Source organism: Caballeronia arvi (assembly GCF_001544695.2).
Taxonomy (GTDB): Bacteria; Pseudomonadota; Gammaproteobacteria; order Burkholderiales; family Burkholderiaceae; genus Caballeronia; species Caballeronia arvi.
Window position 1 is genome coordinate 19295 of record NZ_FCOM02000049.1, and the last position, 17953, is coordinate 37247.

Below are 17953 nucleotides of genomic sequence, written 5' to 3' on the forward strand. Positions count from 1 at the left end.
GGTGTTGGACATGCGGCAAACGGGCGCGCAATACTTCAGCAACCCACCCATTCCGACATTTCGAGTATGAACGCCCAAATCACCTCCGTCGAAGCGATTCTGGTTGATCTTCCGACCATCCGTGCGCATCAGCTCGCGATGGCGACGATGCAGCAGCAAACTCTCGTCATTGTCCGCCTGCGCACGAGCGACGGCATCGAGGGCATTGGCGAGGCCACGACCATCGGCGGCCTGTCTTACGGCGATGAAAGCCCCGAAGGCATCAAGCTGACCATCGATACGTATCTCGCGCCCGCGCTGGCCGGACAGGACGCGACCAATATCAACGCCGCGATGCTCAGGCTGAACAAGGTCGCGCGCGGCAACCGCTTCGCAAAGTGCGCGATCGAAACGGCGCTGCTCGATGCACAAGGCAAGCGCCTCGGCATTCCCGTTGCGGAACTGCTTGGCGGCGCGGTGCGCAAGACGCTTCCGGTGCTGTGGACGCTCGCGAGCGGCGACACGCAGCGCGATATCGACGAAGCCGAAATGCTGCTCGCCGAACGCCGCCACAACACGTTCAAGCTGAAGATCGGCCGCCGCAGCGTGCGCGAGGACGGCGCGCATGTATCGAAGATCAAGGCGGCGCTCGGCGATCGCGCGAAAGTCACCGTCGATGTGAACCAGGCCTGGAACGAAGCCGATGCCGCGCTCGGCATCGAAGCGCTCCAAGCCGCGGGCATCGATCTGATCGAGCAGCCGACGCCGCGCGAGCAGCGCAGCGCGCTCGCGCGACTGGCCGCGCGCTTCATCGTGCCGATCATGGCCGACGAAGCCGTGACGGGACCGGAAGACGCGCTCGAACTCGTGCGCCACGCCTGCGCCGATGTCTTCGCGCTGAAGATCGCGAAGTCGGGCGGCATCTACGGCATGATGCGCACCGCCGCCATCGCCGATGCGGCCGGCGTCTCGCTGTACGGCGGCACGATGCTCGAAGGCAGCATCGGCTCGATTGCATCGGCGCATGGTTTCAGCGCGCTGCCGCAGCTCGCGTGGGGCACGGAACTGTTCGGACCGCTGCTGCTGAAGGACGACATCGTCACGGCGCGGCCGCAGTATCGTGACTTCGATCTTCATTTGCCGGAAGGTCCGGGCCTCGGTCTTCAGATCGATGAAGACAAGCTCAAGTTTTATCGTCGCGACAAGAATAGCTAAACACAGGAGAACCAGACATGCTTTATCTCGTGAGAATGGACGTCCATTTGCCGCACGACATGCCCGCCGAAAAGGCCGACGCAATCAAGGCGCGCGAAAAGGAATACTCGCAAGAGCTGCAACGGCAAGGCAAGTGGCAGCAATTGCATCGCGTGGTCGGGGAGTATGCGAACTACAGCGTGTTCGATGTCGAATCGCACGACGAACTGCACACCCTCCTCTCCGGTCTGCCGCTCTTTCCGTACATGACGATGAAGGTAACGGCCCTTGCACATCATCCGTCGTCGATTCACTGAATGTCATCGGTAGCGAGCAAAGGAGACTGGTCTGTCTCCGCTGTGAGCGCGGGACTGCTCGCCGTCATCATCTCGTATGCCGGACCGCTCGCGATCTTCTTTCAGGCCGCGCACACGGCGCATGTCGGCAACGACGTGGTCGCGTCGTGGGTCTGGTCCATTTCGATGGGCGCGGCGTTCTCGGGCATCGTGCTCAGCTGGTGGCTGAAGCAGCCGATCATCACGGCGTGGTCCGCGCCCGGCACGGCGCTGCTCGTCACGCTCTTTCCCGGCATGCCGGTGAGCGAGGCGATCGGCGCGTATATCGTCGCGGGCGCGTGCATCTTCGCGCTCGGCGTGTCCGGTCTCTTCGACCCGATCGTCAAGCGCATACCAAAAGGCATTGCCTGCGCGATGATGGCGGGCATCCTCTTTCAGTTCGGCGTCAATGTGTTCAAGTCGGTTGCCGTCACGCCGACGCTCGCATTGGGCATGCTAGCGAGCTTCATCGTGTTCCGCCGGTTTGCGCCGCGCTACTGCCTCATTCTGGTGCTCGCGTGCGGCGGCGCGCTCGCCGTCGGGCTCGGCCTCACGCATTTCGAATCGCTCAGCGTTCACCTGACGCGCCCCGTATTCACGATGCCGACGTGGACCTGGCAGTCGACGGTGAGTCTCGCGGTGCCGCTCGTCATCGTCAGTCTGACGGGTCAGTTTTTGCCGGGCTTTGCGATCCTGCGCGCTTCCGGCTATGAGACGCCGTCGCGCCCCGTCCTCATGACGACGAGCCTCGCGTCGATTCTGGTCGCGTTCTCGGGCGGCATCACGATCGTCATCGCGGCGATCACCGCGGCGCTATGCACCGGACCCGACGCGCATCGCGATCCGCAGCGCCGCTACGTCGCGGGCATCGCGAACGGGCTCTTCTATCTCATCGGCGGATGCTTCGCCGGAACCGTCGTCATGTTGTTCGCCGCGCTGCCGAACGCGTTCGTCGCCGTGCTCGCGGGCCTCGCGTTGCTCGGCGCGATCGCGGCGAATATCGTCGGGCTGGTGCACGACGAGGCGCATCGCGAAGCATCGTTCATCACGTTCATCGCGACGGCTTCGAACATGAGCTTTCTCGGTCTCGGCTCGGCGTTCTGGGGCATCGTGCTGGGCACGCTCGCGCATCTGATTCTCGGGCGCGCGAAGCATACACGCTGAGCTACGCAGCACGCCGGCTCGCATCGCTCGCGAACATCTGCGCGATTTTCAAACGATCCACTTTGCCCTGCTCCGTCAGCGGCACGCGTTGCGCGGCGACCATCCGCACCGCGCGCGCGACCTTCACGCCGCACGCATCCTCGAGCGCGCGCATGCACACGGCGATATCGAACCGCCTGTTCGCCCACGGCGCGATCACCACGTTCCATCTGTATCCGCATGCAGCATCGCCGGAAGAAACAGCGCGCGCGTAGCGAACCTCGGGCAACGCGCAAAGCGGCGCTTCGATCTGCGCAGGGCCGACAGCATGACCATCGATCTCCGCGACATCGGCCGCGCGCCCGAGCACATGCAGATTGAGCTTCTCGTCGATGAAACCGACATCGCCCGTCATGCACCAGCCATCGCGAAACTTTTGCGACGACTCGATCGGCTGACGGTAATAGCCCTGCGCCACCGCCGCCGACCGCACTTCGATCGCGCCGTGCTGCCCCGTGCGCGCGAACGTGCCATCTGCGCGGCGAAAACGCACGTCGACACCGGGCCGGATGCGCCCCGCGCTATCGAGCAGGCTCGCATCGGCGCCATAGTCCGATGGCGTCAGCACGCTCACGAGCCCCGCCTCGCTCGCGCCGTACATGTGCGTGAGCACCGGGCCGAGCCGCGCGATCGCGCGCCGCCGCAGGATCGCGGGCGCCGAGCCGCCGATATGCGCGATCGAGCGCAGCGAAGACAGATCGCGATGCTGCACGTCCGCGTGATCCATCGTCTCGAAAAGTTGCGGCTCGACCAGCAACACGTCGGTGATGCGTTCGGCTTCGATCGTCGCGAGTGTTTCGGCGGCGTCGTAGCGAGGCTTGAGCACAACCGTGCCGCCGCCCATCAGCGTATTGTCGACGAGCACTTGCGACAGATACGCCAGCGCGCCATTGACGAGCTGACGGCGATCCGGCGGGCTCGGCGCACTGACCATCGCCGAGTACGCCGCGAAGCTGCGGCGGCTCGCTTTCGGCACGCCGGTCGAGCCGCCCGACGAGACGACCACGGCGAGATCGTCGGGAAGCGCGCGGCTTGCCATCGGCGCATCGCTTTGCACGCGCGCGCGAATGTCCAGACGCAGGCGCGCCGCGCCAATGCCGACATGGACGACGCGCGACGCGCAGCGCGCGGGCACGAGATACACGGTTTGGGGAAAATCGACGAGCAGCGTCGGCCGCATGCGATTCAGGAACGCCTCGCGATGCGCCGCCGATGCAATCGCGGGCAGGAACATCGTCGCTGCGCCGAGCAGGTTCGTCGCGTAGCGAATGGCGAGCGCATCGGGGCAATTCGGCGCGAACATCGCGACGAAATCGCCGCGCCCGATGCCAAGCGATTGCAACGCACGCGCATAGCGATAGACCGACGCGCGAAACGCGCCGGCCGTCACGTCTTCGTTGAGATAGCGAAGCGCCGTGCGATCGGCGTGCTGGCCTAGTCTTTCCAGCAGGACATCGATATAGGTTTTCATGACCGCATCCCTCCTTCGTGAGCGATGGATGCAGTCTGCCCGCGCAGAATGAGCCGAAAATGAGCGGCTACGCGATCTCTTTCGAAAGCACTTCGCCGATGGCGTTCGCAGCCGCTTCTAGATTGCGGTCGTTCAGCGCCGCGACGCACATGCGGCCCGAGCGGATCAGATAGACGCCGTGACGCTCGCGCATGACATCGACCTGTTCGGCGGACAGTCCCGTGTACGTGAACATGCCGCGCTGATCGAGATAACGCGCGAGCATCGCATCGGGCACGTTGCCGCGCAAACGCGCGTGAATCGCGACGCGCATGCGTTCGATGCGCCCGCACATCGACGCGAGCTCGTCCTGCCACGATTGGCGCAGCGCCGGCGTCGTGAGCACGCGCGCGACGACCTTCGCGCCGTGCGTCGGCGGATTGCTGTAGTTCGCGCGCACGGCGCTCGTCAGCTGGCCGAGCACGCGCGCGGCCGTTTCCGCCGATTCGCAAATCACCGAGAGCGCGCCGCAGCGCTCGCCGTACAGCGAGAAGTTCTTCGAGAACGAATTGGCGACGAACGCCGGCACGTTCTGGCGCACCAGTTCGCGAATCGCGAAGGCGTCGGCATCGAGTCCCGCACCGAAGCCCTGATACGCCATGTCGATGAACGGCAGCAGCCCGCGCGCCTTCATCACGCCGATGAGCTCGACCCATTGCGCATCGTTCAGATCGACGCCCGTCGGGTTGTGACAGCAAGCGTGCAGCAGCACGACGCTCTTCGCGGGCAGATCGCGGATCGAAGAAAGCATCGCGTCGAACTTCAGGCCGCCGGTTGCTTCGTCATAGTACGGATACGTGCCGACGACGAATCCCGCGCGCTCGAAGATGAAGCGATGGTTGTCCCACGTCGGATCGCTGACCCAGACTTTCGCATCGGGAAAATAGCGCTTGATGAAGTCCGCGCCGACCTTCAGCGCGCCCGAGCCGCCCAAGGTCTGCACGGTCGCGATGCGGCCTTCGTCGCGGGCGGTCGACGCGTCGCCGAATACGAGCGATTGCACCGCGTCGCGATAGGCGGCGAAGCCCGCCATCGGTAGATACGGTTTCGCGGCCGGTTCCGCGAGCAGTTGCGCTTCCGCTTCGCGCACGGCGCGCATCACGGGCAGACGGCCTTCGTCGTCGTAGTAAATGCCGATGCTCAGATTGACCTTGTCATCGCGCGGATCTTTCGCGAAGTCTTCGTTCAGCGTGAGGATCGGATCGCCAGGATAGGCATCGATGTGTTCGAACATGTGAGTCTCCTTCAGACGCGTGACGGCAGCGCCGCGCTCGCGCGACGACGATTGCGAATGGCATAGCCCACGCCCAGCACGACGAGCCACACCGGAATCAGATAGACCGAGATGCGCAGATCGGGAATCAGGCACATGATGACCAGAATGCCGCCGAGGAACACGAGGCACAGATAGTTCGTCAGCGGATAACCGAAGCTCTTGAACACGGTCGTTTCGCCGGCGCGTGCTTTCGCACGACGGAATTGCAGATGGATGAGACTGATCATCGCCCAGTTGATGATGAGCGCCGACACGACGAGCCCCATCAGCAGTTCGAACGCCTTGCCCGGCATCAGATAGTTGATGAGCACGCACGCTGCGGTCGCGAGCGCGGAGACGCCGAGCGCGAGGAGCGGAATGCCGCGCTTGTTCACCTTCAAGAGCGCGCGCGGCGCATTGCCTTGTTGCGCGAGACCGTACAGCATGCGGCTGTTGCAGTACACGCCGCTGTTATAGACGGAGAGCGCCGCCGTCAGCACCACGGCATTCAGGATGTGCGCGACGATGTTGCTGTTCATCGCATGGAAGATCAGCACGAACGGGCTGCCGCCGGTCACGACCTTCGTCCACGGATACAGCGAGAGCAGCACGCCGAGCGCGCCGACGTAGAAAATCAGAATGCGATAGATCACCTGATTCGTGGCGCGCGGAATCGTGCGCGAAGGATCGTCCGCTTCGGCCGCCGTGATGCCCACGAGTTCCAGCCCGCCGAACGAGAACATGATGACGGCCATCGCCATCACGAGACCCGAGACGCCGTTAGGGAAGAAGCCGCCGTGACGCCAGAGATTGCTCACGCTCGCTTCCGGACCCGCCGCGCCCGAGAACAGCAGATAGCCGCCGAAGCCGATCATGCCGACGATCGCCACGACCTTGACGATCGCGAACCAGAACTCCAGTTCGCCATACGACTTCACGCTCGTCAGATTGATCGCATTGATGAGGCAGAAGCAGACGAGCGCGGAGACCCACGTCGGAATGCCCGGATACCAGTACTGCACGTAGATGCCAACCGCCGATAGCTCGGCCATCGACACGAGAATGTAGAGCACCCAGTAATTCCAGCCCGACAGAAAGCCCGCGTATTGGCCGCAATACTTGTCGGCGAAGTGGCTGAACGAACCCGCGACAGGCTCATCGACGACCATCTCGCCCAATTGCCGCATGATGAAAAACGCGACGATGCCCGCGATCGCATAGCCGAGCAGTACCGACGGTCCCGCCGATTTGATCGTCTGCGCAATGCCGAGAAACAAGCCGGTTCCGATCGCGCCGCCGAGCGCGATCAGCTGAATGTGACGGTTCTTCAGGCCGCGTTTTAGCGTGCCGTGTCCCTCATGTGCCACGTGTCTCTCTCCTGATGTACTGCGGTGGAATCCGGACGCTTCGAACCTCGGGCGTCCCCGCTCGATTTAGGGGAATCAGTGTAAATTTGTTACCGCACAATATGATTTCCTAAAGCGCGCAGACAAACCCTAGTTTGCGAGTCCGGATTTCCTGATCGGGGCCATCGGAGAAATAAAATTGCAGACTATCGAGATCGACCGTATCGACCTGCGTTTGCTCGGGATTCTGCAGTCCCGCGGACGCATCTCCAATCTCGAGCTCGCGGAGGCGATCAATCTGTCGCCCGCGCAGACGTTGCGGCGTCATCGGCGGCTGGAAGAGCTCGGCGTCATCAAGGGCTACGAGACGCGGCTCGATGCGCAGGTGCTCGGCTTCGGTGTCGTCGCCTTCATTCAGGTGACGATGGAACGCGGCCATGTGCGCGACCTGCAGAAGTTCAAGGGCGTGGTCGGCAGGCTCGCCGAGATACAGGAGTGCTTCGCCGTCACGGGCGATATCGATTACATGCTGAAGGTGATCGCGCGGGATCTCAAAGGCTTGTCGGAATTCCTGCTCGACACGCTGATGCGCATTCCAGGCGTGAGCGGCGTGAAATCGAGCGTGTGTCTCGACGAACTGAAGTGCGTGAGCGCGGTGCCTTTGGAGACGTAACGCTTATGCACGCTGCAACACGCGCGCGAGCACACGCTCTTCGAGTTCCGCGAAACCCGGCGCCGTGCGCGTGCGCGGCCTTTGCAACGGCACCGCGGTATCGAGCGTGATGCGCCCCGCTTCGATCAGCACGATGCGATTCCCCAGCGACACCGCTTCCTGCACGTCGTGCGTGACGAGCAGCGCGGTCAGCTTGTGCTCGCGCCACAGGCGTTCGATCAGGCTTTGCATTTCGATGCGCGTCAGCGCATCGAGCGCGCCGAGCGGTTCGTCGAGCAACAGCAGATCCGGCCGATGCACGAGCGCACGCGCCAGCGCCACGCGCTGACGCTGCCCGCCCGACAGGCGCGACGGCCACTCCTGCTCGCGCTCGGCCAGCCCGACTTCAGCGAGCGTCGCGCGGGCTTCGTCGCGTTTGTCGCGCGGCAGGCCGATCATCACGTTGTCGAGCACGCTCTTCCACGGCAGCAAGCGCGCGTCCTGAAACATGATGCGCATCTGCAAGTCCTTGCCCGCCGATGCCGCGTTACGCTGCACGATACCGTTCGTCGGCTGATCGAGTCCGGCGATGAGCCGCAGCAAGGTCGACTTGCCACAGCCACTGCGTCCGACGATCGATACGAAACTGCCGCGCTCGATCGAGAAATCGAACTGATCGAGCACCGTGCGCTCTCCGAAGCGCTTCTCGACGCCGCGCAGCGACACGGCGAAATCGCGGCCCGCTAACGGCGTGCGCGCTTGCGGTTCAGCGCGCCTGAACGCGGGCGCCAGCGTGTCGATATCCAGCAGGTTCATGATTGCGCCTTCGTTTGATAGGACGGATGCCAGCGCAGCGTCGCGCGTTCGATCGCGCGCGCGAGCGAATCCGCGAGCTTGCCGAGCAGCGCGTAGAGCAGGATGCCGACCACGACGACATCGGTTTGCAGGAACTCGCGTGCGTTCATCGTCATATAGCCGATGCCCGATTGCGCGGAGATCGTTTCGGCGACGATCAGCATCACCCACATCAGCCCGAACGCGAAGCGCACGCCGACGAGAATCGACGGCAACGCGCCCGGCAGAATGACATGGCGATACAGCGCGAAGCCGGACAAACCGTAGCTTCTCGCCATCTCGATCAGATCGCGATCGACCGAGCGGATGCCGTGATACGTGTTCACGTAGACCGGAAAGAACACGCCCAGCGCCACGAGCACGAGCTTCGCTTCCTCGCCGATACCGAACCACAGGATGAGCAGCGGGATCATCGCGAGCGCGGGAATGTTGCGGATCATCTGCACGGTCGAATCGAGCGCGACTTCGGCCGGCTTGAAAAGACCGGTCGCGAGACCGAGCACGAAGCCGATGCCGCCGCCCATCGCGAAGCCCGCGAGCGCGCGGCCGGCGCTGACTTTCACGTTGGCCCATAGATCGCCGGATTCGATCAGCGCCCACGCCGCCTTCACCACCGCGAGCGGTTCGGGCAGCACGCGCGACGAGAGTCCGCCCGTGCGCGCGGCGCTTTCCCATGCGATCAGGATCAGCACCGGCACGAGCCAGGGCAGCGCACCGCGAGCGATGGCATGCAGCTTCATGATGCCGATACCTTCGGCAACTCCGACGTGCCGATGACTTCGCCGAACGGCCCCGACAGCGGCCCGCTCGCCTGCGTGCGCTGCCTGCGCGGCAGCAGCGGAAACACCAGTTCGGCGAAGCGATACGACTCTTCCAGATGCGGATAGCCCGACAGAATGAAGGTCTCGACGCCGAGTTCCGCATACTGCTTCATCAGGCCTGCGACCTGTTCCGGATTGCCGACGAGCGCAGTGCCCGCGCCGCCGCGCACGAGCCCGACGCCCGCCCACAGATGCGGATACACCTCCAGCTTGTTGCGATCGCCGCCGTGCAGCGCGGCCATGCGGCGCTGGCCTTCAGAATCCATCTTCGCGAACGAGGCTTGCGCGCGGCGAATGGTTTCATCGTCGAGCTTGCTGATGAGCTTGTCGGCATCCGTCCACGCTTCCTTCTCCGTTTCGCGCACGATCACATGCAGTCGAATGCCGAACTTGATCGTGCGGCCTTCGTCGGCGGCGCGGCGGCGGATATCGGCCAGTTTCTTTTCGACGGCCTCAGGTGGCTCGCCCCAGGTGAGATACGTGTCGATATGCTTCGCCGCGATCTCATGCGCCGCCGGCGACGAACCGCCGAACCACAGCGGCGGATGCGCCTTCTGCACCGGCGGATACAGCACCTTGCCGCCCTGCGATTGCAGATGCTTGCCGTCGAAATCGAAGGCGCCGTTCTCGTGCGACTGTTCGAGCAGGCCGCGCCAGATCGTGAGGAATTCGTCGGTGATTTCGTAGCGCGTGTCGTGATCGTGGAACACGCCGTCGCCCGCGAGCTCGTTCGGATCGCCGCCCGTGACGACGTTGATGAGCAGACGCCCGTTCGACAGCCGATCGAACGTCGATGCCATGCGCGCGGACAGTCCCGGCGAGCTCAGGCCTGGCCGGATCGCGACGAGAAACTTGAGGCGCTTCGTCGCGGGAATCAGGCTCGATGCAACGACCCACGCGTCCTCGCAGGAACGGCCCGTGGGCAGGAGCACGCCTTCGTAGCCGAGCGTATCGGCCGCCACGGCGATCTGGCGGAAATAGTCGTAATTCGCGGCCCGCGCGCCTTGCGAGGTGCCGAGATAGCGGCTGTCGCCGTGCGTGGGAATGAACCAGAAAACATTCATCGCTGAATCTGCCTTTTTTGTTCGTGATGGTCGATGCTCAGGCGACGTTCCAGCGCGCCTCGGTCACATCGAGCTTCTTCGGAATGAGCTTGAGTTCGGTGAAGGTATCGGCGATTTGCTGCTGATACGCGAGCGTGGCCGGATCGATCGGCTTCACGCCATATGACGTGCGCCTGAGCGCGGTATCGAGAATGCCCGCGTCGAGCCCGACCAGCGGCGACAGTTGCGCGGCCACGGCGGGCACGTTGTCGCGTGCCCAGCGGTCGACCTGATCGAGTTCTTCGAGCACCGCATGCACGAGTTGCGGCTGCGCGGTCGCGGTCTTGCGCGTCGCGAGGTAATACTGCACGTTGCGCACGATGCCGCTCGCGTCGGTCAGTTGACGCGCGCCGGCCTGCTTTTCGACGGCGGCGAGATACGGGTCCCAGATGACCCATGCATCGACGCTGCCTTGCACGAAGGCGGCGCGCGCATCGGCGGGAGCGAGATAGACCGGCTGAATGTCGGACCAGCCGAGCTGCGCTTTCTTGAGCGCCTCGACGAGCAGGTAATGCACATTCGAGCCCTTGTTCAGCGCGACTTTCTTGCCGCGCAACTCGGCGACTGATCGAATGCCCGATTCCTTCGGCACGACGATCGCCTCCGCGTGCGGCGCGGGCGGCTCGGCGCCGATATAGACGAAATCGACGCCCGCGGCCTGCGCGAAGATCGGCGGCGTCTCGCCGACCGTGCCGATATCGACCGCGCCCGCATTGAGTCCTTCGAGCAGTTGCGGCCCGGCGGGAAACTCGAGCCATTGCACGGTGACACCCTGCGCGGCGAGGCGCTTGTCGAGCGTGCCGCGCGCCTTGAGCACCACGAAGTTGCCGTATTTCTGATAGCCGATGCGCAGGGTTTTGGGCGCATCGGCGGCGCGCGCGATGCCGGATGCGACGCCGCCCGACAGCCCTGCGCCGAGTGCGGCGAGCGTGAGAAGCGTGCGGCGGCGCGCGGGGATGAAGCGCGCGTTATTGCGGTCGGACATGCGGGTTTCCTCGGTTTAGCTGGGACATCGTGGTCGATGTTAGCAACGCATAGGGCAAGGGCTAAACGAGGAATCGTGCTATCGATAGTGGGGTTTGGTTGCTTCGCGTCGTTGGAAAGGTGATAAGCATGAGAACGACGCAGACGCATTGCTCGCAAACACGAAGCTGACGCCGACGCCGCCGCGCCGTACACTCCGAGCACCCCCGACTAGCGCGCGGCGAGGCTGTCATGCGAAACATCAGCGTCCGTCTCACACGCCCGTTGCTCGCGGCGCTCGCGAGCGCCTGCATCGCAGCATGCGGTTCGTCCGATGACACGAATCAGCTCGCGCTCAACGTACCTTCGCCGCAATGGCAGGATCAGATCGTCTACTTCATCCTGACCGATCGCTTCAACGACGGCGATCCGTCGAACGACAATCAGGGCGCCGGCGAATACGATCCCGCGAACAACGCCAAATACAGCGGCGGCGATATCCGCGGCATCCAGCAAAAGATCGCGTATATCCAGGGACTCGGCGCGACGGCCATCTGGCTCACGCCGCCGGTGGCAAACGAATGGTGGGACCCGCTCGTGAATTACGGCGGCTATCACGGCTACTGGGCCGCAGACTTCGGACACGTCGACAAGCACATGGGCTCGCTCGACGATTACCGCAACTTGTCGAGCGCCCTGCACAAGACCGGGATGTACCTGATACAGGACATCGTCGTGAATCACACGGGCGACTTCTTCTATTACAACGGCGCGTGGGACGCGAGAAATCCCGCGCTCTACTGGGCGCGCAATACGGCTTCGGTGCCGGTGACCGCGCCATCGCAGGCGCCGTTCAACATGGATGACCCGACCGATCCCGCGCAGCAGGCCGCGGCCATCTATCACTGGACGCCCGATATCAGCGACTTCAACGACGAGAATCAGTTGCTCAACTATCAGCTCTACGGACTCGACGACCTGAACACCGAGAATCCCGTCGTGCGTCAGGCGCTGCGTCAAAGCTATGGCTACTGGATCGATACGGTCGGCGTCGACGCGTTTCGCATCGATACCGCTTTTTACGTGCCGCAGGCTTTCTTCAGCGACTTCATGTATTCGAGCGATCCGGCCGCGCCCGGCATCCGGCAGGTCGCGCAGTCGAACGGCAAGACGAGCTTCCTCGCATTCGGCGAAGGCTTCGCCACCGACGCGCCGTATCAGGATACGAATTCGTTGAAGATCGAATCGTATATGGCCGACTCGAACGGCGCGGACATCCTGCCTGCGATGCTCAACTATCCGCTGTACGGCACGCTCGGCGACGTGCTGATTCAGCAGCATCCCACGGCCGAGCTTGCATATCGCATACAGAACATGATGCAGGTGTTCAAGCGCCCGTATCTGATGCCGACTTTTCTCGACAATCACGATGTCGATCGCTTCCTCGCCGATGGCACGATGGCAGGCCTCCAGCAAGGTCTGCTGTTGATCATGACATTGCCCGGCATTCCGGTGATCTATTACGGCACCGAGCAGGCTTTCACCGAACAGAGAGGCGCGATGTTCGCGGGCGGTTATGCGTCGGGCGGGCGCGACCACTTCGACCCTACCGCGCCGCTCTATCGCTTCATTGCGGAGCTGACGAGTCTGCGCAAGGCGAACAAGGTTTTCTCGCGCGGCGCTGCGATGATCCTCGATCAGAACAGCGCGGGCCCCGGCGCGTTCGCCTACAAGATGACGTATCAGTCGACGGTGGCGATCGTCGCCATCAATACATCCGACACCGACGCCCTCACACGAACGTTCGCAACGGGCCTGCCGCGCGGCACGCTGCTCGAGAATCGCGCGTTAGCGGGCGCATCGGCTGGCCCGCTCATCGTCGATGCCGATGGAACCGTGACCGCCTCGTTGCCGCCGCGCAGCGCGTTCGTGTGGATCACGCTGCGCTAGACCGGCGCGCTTTCATTCCGCGAACAGATCGGGACCGAAGACCTCGTAGTGAATCCGCGTTTCCGGTATGTCCATCGCCTTCAGCGCGTCATGCTGGATGCGCATGAACGGAATCGGCCCGCAGATGTAGTAATCGGCGTCCGGCTGCAAGACGAGATCCTTCAGTTCGTTCAGATCGATGAAACCCTTGCGGTCGTAGTCCTTGCCTTGCACGTCGGCGGGCAGCGGGTCATCGTAATAGATGACCGCCTTGAAGTTCGCATACGTCGCCGAGGTCTGGCGTAGGCGGTCGCGCATCGCATGCACCGCGCTGTTGCGCGCGCCGTGCACGAACACGACCTGACGATGCGGGTTCTGTATGGCACGCTTGAGCATGCTCACCATCGGCGTGAGCCCTACGCCGCCGCTGATCAGCACGATCGGCGTCGTGGCGTCGACATCGATATAGAAGGTGCCGAACGGCGCGGCGAGATCGAGCTCGTCTCCCACGCCGACATGCTCATGCAGCAGCGACGACACATAGCCGGGCGGCCGCGTCGCGTCGCCTTCTTCGCGCTTCACCGAAATGCGATAACTGTGACCGTTCGGCATATCAGAGAGGCTGTACTGGCGGATCTGTTGAAGTTGCAACGCGGGCACGTTCACCGCGACGCTGACGAACTGGCCGGGCTCGAAGTTGATGACGGGCTTGCCGTCGACCGGCTCCAGAATGAACGACGTGATCACGCTGCTTTCAGCGCGCTTGTCCTTCACGACGAAGCGCCGCCAGCCGTTCCACCCGCCGAGCTGGGCGGCGGATTTTTCGCGCAGCTCGCTTTCCATGCCCATCAGCACATCGGCGAGATTGCCGTAGGCCTGCGCCCACGCCGCGATGATCTCGTCGGTGGCGGCATCGCCGAGAACATCCTTGATCGCGCCCAGAAGATGCTCGCCGACGACCGGATAGTGTTCCGCACGAACGTCCAGACTCGCATGCTTGTGCGCGATGTTTTTGAGCACGGCCGCGAGGCTTTCAGGGTTCTCGATATTTTCCGCATACGCATAGACCGCGCGCGCGAGCGCCTGTTGCTGCTGGCCCTGCTCCTGATGCGCCATGTTGAAGACGTTCTTGAGTTCGGGGTGCGCCTGAAACAGTCTCAGATAGAAGCGCTGGATGATCGGGTAGCCGTGCTGCGCCAGCACGGGCGCAGTCGCCTTGACGATGTCTTTCGTCTTTTGCGTAAGCATTGGGTCGCTCCTCGGTCCTGTGACAAGACAGTCTCATGTTAGACGCGAAGCTAATGTCAGAAGAAACATTCGACGGAATATTTCCGTTATCGAATGAGTAGAGATTTCAATCCGGTATTGCCATGACTTTTCAGCGAACGCCGGATGCCCGGCATGACCTTCTGACCGATTCACCACATCCAGCCGGCCAGTTTTGTTTAGCACCGCACATTGTCCGACGATCTGACTGGCTACCCTTTCGTCGATGACGAAGGGGCCGCCCGGAATCGGCCCCGACAAAGCCAGAGCGCCTGAGCGCCAGACAAGAATCACAGTTCCGAAAATAAAAAGGCAAACCGGCTGGATACGGTATTGCCGCAACCACTGAGGGAGTCCATTCATGAATCGTTCGGAGTCGCCAAACGAGGCGAGTTCGCGCCTGCCGATTTTCACCCAGGAACCCGTGCGCGCCGCACATTCGCAGATGACCGCGTTCACCGCGGCGCTGCAGGCACGAACTGGACAGTCGTTCGCACGTTACGGCGCACTGCACGACTTTTCGGTCAGCGAATATCGGGAATTCTGGAAGTGCTTCATGGAGTGGTCGCACGGACTCGAATGGTCCGGCGATGCCGAACCGGTCTGCATCGGCGATGTCTGTGAAACCGCGAGTTTCTTTCCGCGCGTATCGCTGAACTATGCGGACAATCTGCTCGGCTTCGCGATTGCGAACGCCGACGCTCCCGCGCTCACCGCCTGTCACGCCGATGGCCGCCGCGTGCGCCTCACGCGCGGCGAGCTGCGCGAGCGGGTGGCACGCCTCGCCGATGCGCTCACGCAACTGGGCGTGCGCGAAGGCGACCGCGTCGCGGGCGTGATGCGCAACGACGCGAACGCGATCGTCACCGCGCTCGCCGTGACCGCGATCGGCGCGACGGTGTCCACCGCCGCGCCCGAGATGGGCATCGAAACGCTGCTCGACCGCTTCACGCAGCTCGCGCCGCGCTTTCTGTTCGCGCATACCGAAGCGAAGGCGTTCGATACGGGCACGCCGCTCGTCGACAAGATGGCAGCGCTCGCGGAGGCGTTGCCATCGCTCGAAGGCATCGTGGCGATCGATGGCGATCCTTCCGCCTTGCGCGCCACGCCGCCCGTCAATGCGTTCGATGCGCTCATCGCGTCCGGCGACGCGGGCCGCGTGCAATGGAAGCGCTTCAACTTCAATCATCCGCTCTTCGTGATGTTCTCGTCGGGCACGACCGGCAAGCCGAAGTGCATCGTGCACGGCGCGGGCGGCAGTCTGCTCGAACATCTGAAGGAGCATCGGCTGCACTGCGATCTGCGGCCGGGCGACCGCATGTATTTCCACACGAGCTGCGCCTGGATGATGTGGAACTGGCAGTTGTCGGCGCTCGCGTCGGGCGTGGAGATCGTGACCTACGACGGACCGATCGCATCGGTCGATACGTTGTGGCGCCTCGTCGCCGATGAGCGCGTCAACGCCTTCGGCACGAGCCCGGCCTACCTGAAGATGTGCGAGGACGCCGGTCTCGTGCCCTCGCGCGAGTTCGACCTGAGCGCCCTTCGCTCGATGATGTCCACCGGCGCGATTCTCTTCGACGCGCAGTTCGAATGGGTGCGCGACAACGTGAAGCCGCTGCGCATGCAGTCGATTTCCGGCGGCACCGACATCCTCGGCTGTTTCGTTCTGGGCAATCCGAACCTGCCCGTCTACGCGGGCGAGGCGCAGTGCAAGAGCCTCGCGCTCGATGTTCAGGCGTGGCGCGACGGCGCGCGCGCGGAGGGCATCGGCGAACTGGTGTGCGTGAATCCGTTCCCGTCGCGCCCGCTCGGCTTTCTGAACGATCCCGAAGGCGAGCGCTTTCACAAAGCGTATTTCAGCGCCAATCCCGGCGTATGGACGCACGGCGACCAGATCGAGTTTCCGCCGGAAGGCACGGCGCGCCTGCATGGACGCAGCGACGGCGTGCTCGTCGTGCGCGGCATCAATGTCGGGCCGGATGAGATCTATCGCGTGCTGAACGATATTCCCGAGATTCGCGACGGCATCGTCGTGCAGCAGCGCATCCGCGAAGCCGCTACCGCCGGCGGGCCGGGTCAGATCATCGGCGAGCGGCTCGTGCTGCTCGTCACGCTGCGGCCGGGCGCGCAGTTCGGCGGCGCGCTGATCGCGCGGATTCGCCGCGATATCGTGCGCCGCGCGTCCGCCGCGCACGTGCCGGACGTCATCGCAGCCGTCGACGATCTGCCGGTCACCCATAGCGGCAAGCTCACCGAAACCGCGGTGCGCAATGCGGTGAACGGGCTCGACGTCACCAACACGTCCGCGCTGCGCAATCCGGCCTCGCTCGATTCGATCCGCAATCACCCCGCCCTGCAGCCGCCGTCCGGCGAGATACCGCAGACTTACGCCACGCGCGCGGAACTGGAACGGCTGCTGCAAATGAAATGGGAGCAGCTTTTCGCATTCGCCCCGATCGGCCGCGACGACAATTTCTTCGAGCTCGGCGGACATTCGCTGCTCGCAGCGCGCCTGCTCGCCGAATTGCAGCCCGTCGCCGGCCGCCCGATTCCGCTTTCGACGATGCTGCGCGCACCGACCATCGCCAGGCTCGCCGACGTGATCGAACAGGGCGCGCTGCCGGAGTCATCGGAAGTGATCGTGCCGATGCGCGAGGGCGAAGGCGCGCCCATCTTCCTGATGCACAGCGTGACGGGATCGGTGCTCGAATGCACGCGGCTCATCGGCACGATGCGCAAGCCGCGTCCGGTGTACGGCCTGCAGGCGCTCGGGCTCGATGGCGAAACGCCGCCGCAGCGCCGCGTCGAGGAGATGGCGAAGACCTACGTCGAGCAGATCCGCAAGGTTCAGCCGAAGGGTCCGTATGCGCTTGCCGGTTTCTCCTTCGGCGGCCTGATCGCGCTCGAAGTCGCCCAACAATTGTTCGCCGTGGGCGAGCAGACGGAGTTCGTCTGCCTGCTCGACACCTACGTGCAGGAACGCTGGCTGCCGTGGTTCGCTATGATCGGGTTCCGGCGCGACTATGTGAAACGCCTGTGGAAGACGGTCTCGGAGATGTCGCCGCGTGAGCGCGCCGGATTCGCGGCGACGAAATACGCCGCCGCCCGAAACAAGCTGGCGATGCGCCTGGGCCGCGTGCCGCAGGTGCAGGTGCAGGCCGCGCCGGGTTCGGACGCGCCCGCCGACCCGATGCCGCCGGTCCTGCGCCACCTGCGCAACACGTTCCGCACCGCGATGAACAACTATCGGCCGAGGCCGTTCGACGGCGGGCGGATCGTCTATGTGCGCGCGGCGTCGCGCGAGGAAGACCGCGGCGATCCGCTGCCGCTGTGGCGCAAGATCGCGCGCCGCGGGCTGACGGTCGCTGAAGTGCCGGGAAATCACGGCGGCGTCATCGAGGAACCGGGCGTGTACGCCGCGGCCGCCGCGCTCGACGGGGAATACGGCGTCGAGGACGGCGCCGAAGTGCAGGGCCTCGGGCACGGCAGCATGATTCGCAGCGCGTAGAAGGTTCGGCAAATGACATCAGCCGCTCGCG

Annotated in this window: 14 protein-coding genes and 1 pseudogene; 6 read left to right on the forward strand and 9 right to left on the reverse strand. The window is 63.9% G+C overall.

Features of this window, described 5'->3' with window-relative positions; all coding sequences use genetic code 11:
- Positions 1-66 precede the first annotated feature (66 nt).
- The 3 genes from AWB74_RS33735 to AWB74_RS33745 are packed head-to-tail and all read left to right on the forward strand — an operon-like array spanning position 67 to position 2672.
- Entirely contained in the window at positions 67-1194 is a 1128-nt protein-coding gene (locus tag AWB74_RS33735; RefSeq protein WP_061150958.1) for a muconate/chloromuconate family cycloisomerase, read from the forward strand.
- A gap of 17 nt (positions 1195-1211) precedes the next feature.
- Positions 1212-1490: a muconolactone Delta-isomerase gene (catC, locus tag AWB74_RS33740; RefSeq protein WP_061150959.1), complete on the forward strand. Its 279-nt coding sequence runs from the start codon at positions 1212-1214 to the stop codon at positions 1488-1490.
- The gene (locus AWB74_RS33745) at positions 1491-2672 is read left to right on the forward strand and encodes a benzoate/H(+) symporter BenE family transporter (RefSeq protein WP_061150960.1); all 1182 of its coding nucleotides are present in this window, start codon (positions 1491-1493) and stop codon (positions 2670-2672) included.
- A 1-nt stretch (position 2673) separates the two neighbouring features.
- Here AWB74_RS33745 and AWB74_RS33750 read toward each other — a convergent pair whose 3' ends face one another.
- The 3 genes from AWB74_RS33750 to AWB74_RS33760 all read right to left on the reverse strand — a co-directional run bounded on the left by AWB74_RS33750 (position 2674) and on the right by AWB74_RS33760 (position 6843).
- Positions 2674-4182 (reverse strand): class I adenylate-forming enzyme family protein, encoded by a 1509-nt coding sequence (locus tag AWB74_RS33750; protein ID WP_087039348.1) that lies wholly within the window; start codon positions 4180-4182, stop codon positions 2674-2676.
- A 67-nt stretch (positions 4183-4249) separates the two neighbouring features.
- Positions 4250-5455, reverse strand: a complete 1206-nt coding sequence (locus tag AWB74_RS33755) for an amino acid aminotransferase (protein WP_061150962.1) — start codon at positions 5453-5455, stop codon at positions 4250-4252.
- 11 nt (positions 5456-5466) lie between these two features.
- Complete coding sequence (locus tag AWB74_RS33760) at positions 5467-6843, reverse strand: amino acid permease (protein WP_061150963.1); 1377 nt, start codon at positions 6841-6843, stop codon at positions 5467-5469.
- 178 nt (positions 6844-7021) lie between these two features.
- On the opposite strand from AWB74_RS33760, the gene AWB74_RS33765 reads away from it, so the two are divergent.
- Complete coding sequence (locus AWB74_RS33765) at positions 7022-7495, forward strand: Lrp/AsnC family transcriptional regulator (protein ID WP_061150964.1); 474 nt, start codon at positions 7022-7024, stop codon at positions 7493-7495.
- A 6-nt stretch (positions 7496-7501) separates the two neighbouring features.
- Here AWB74_RS33765 and AWB74_RS33770 read toward each other — a convergent pair.
- The 4 genes and pseudogenes from AWB74_RS33770 to AWB74_RS33785 form a co-directional block, all read right to left on the reverse strand.
- Positions 7502-8323 (reverse strand): annotated as a pseudogene (locus AWB74_RS33770) (ATP-binding cassette domain-containing protein); the annotation flags it as partial.
- Positions 8287-9069, reverse strand: a complete 783-nt coding sequence (gene ssuC, locus AWB74_RS33775; RefSeq protein ID WP_061150966.1) for an aliphatic sulfonate ABC transporter permease SsuC — start codon at positions 9067-9069, stop codon at positions 8287-8289. The gene ssuC and the pseudogene AWB74_RS33770, both read right to left, overlap by 37 nt.
- Positions 9066-10214, reverse strand: coding sequence for an FMNH2-dependent alkanesulfonate monooxygenase (ssuD, locus tag AWB74_RS33780; protein WP_061150967.1), 1149 nt, complete (start codon positions 10212-10214; stop codon positions 9066-9068). The genes ssuC and ssuD overlap by 4 nt, the downstream gene beginning before the upstream one ends.
- Positions 10215-10251: 37 nt before the next feature.
- Positions 10252-11238: a sulfonate ABC transporter substrate-binding protein gene (locus tag AWB74_RS33785; protein ID WP_061150968.1), complete on the reverse strand. Its 987-nt coding sequence runs from the start codon at positions 11236-11238 to the stop codon at positions 10252-10254.
- Positions 11239-11468: 230 nt separating this feature from the next.
- On the opposite strand from AWB74_RS33785, the gene AWB74_RS33790 reads away from it, so the two are divergent.
- A complete protein-coding gene (locus AWB74_RS33790) occupies positions 11469-13166 on the forward strand; it encodes an alpha-amylase family glycosyl hydrolase (RefSeq protein WP_087039349.1) in 1698 nt (565 codons plus the stop codon).
- Positions 13167-13178: 12 nt separating this feature from the next.
- Here AWB74_RS33790 and hmpA read toward each other — a convergent pair whose 3' ends face one another.
- Complete coding sequence (hmpA, locus tag AWB74_RS33795; RefSeq protein ID WP_061150970.1) at positions 13179-14393, reverse strand: NO-inducible flavohemoprotein; 1215 nt, start codon at positions 14391-14393, stop codon at positions 13179-13181.
- Between the two features lie 33 nt (positions 14394-14426).
- Positions 14427-14774: a hypothetical protein gene (locus tag AWB74_RS45865; RefSeq protein ID WP_143749366.1), complete on the reverse strand. Its 348-nt coding sequence runs from the start codon at positions 14772-14774 to the stop codon at positions 14427-14429.
- Here AWB74_RS45865 and AWB74_RS33800 point away from each other — a divergent pair.
- Positions 14773-17922 carry an acetoacetate--CoA ligase gene (locus AWB74_RS33800; protein WP_061150971.1) on the forward strand — a complete coding sequence of 1050 codons (3150 nt, stop codon included), beginning with the start codon at positions 14773-14775 and terminating at the stop codon, positions 17920-17922. The two genes, AWB74_RS45865 and AWB74_RS33800, sit on opposite strands and share 2 nt — an antisense overlap.
- Positions 17923-17953 lie beyond the last annotated feature (31 nt).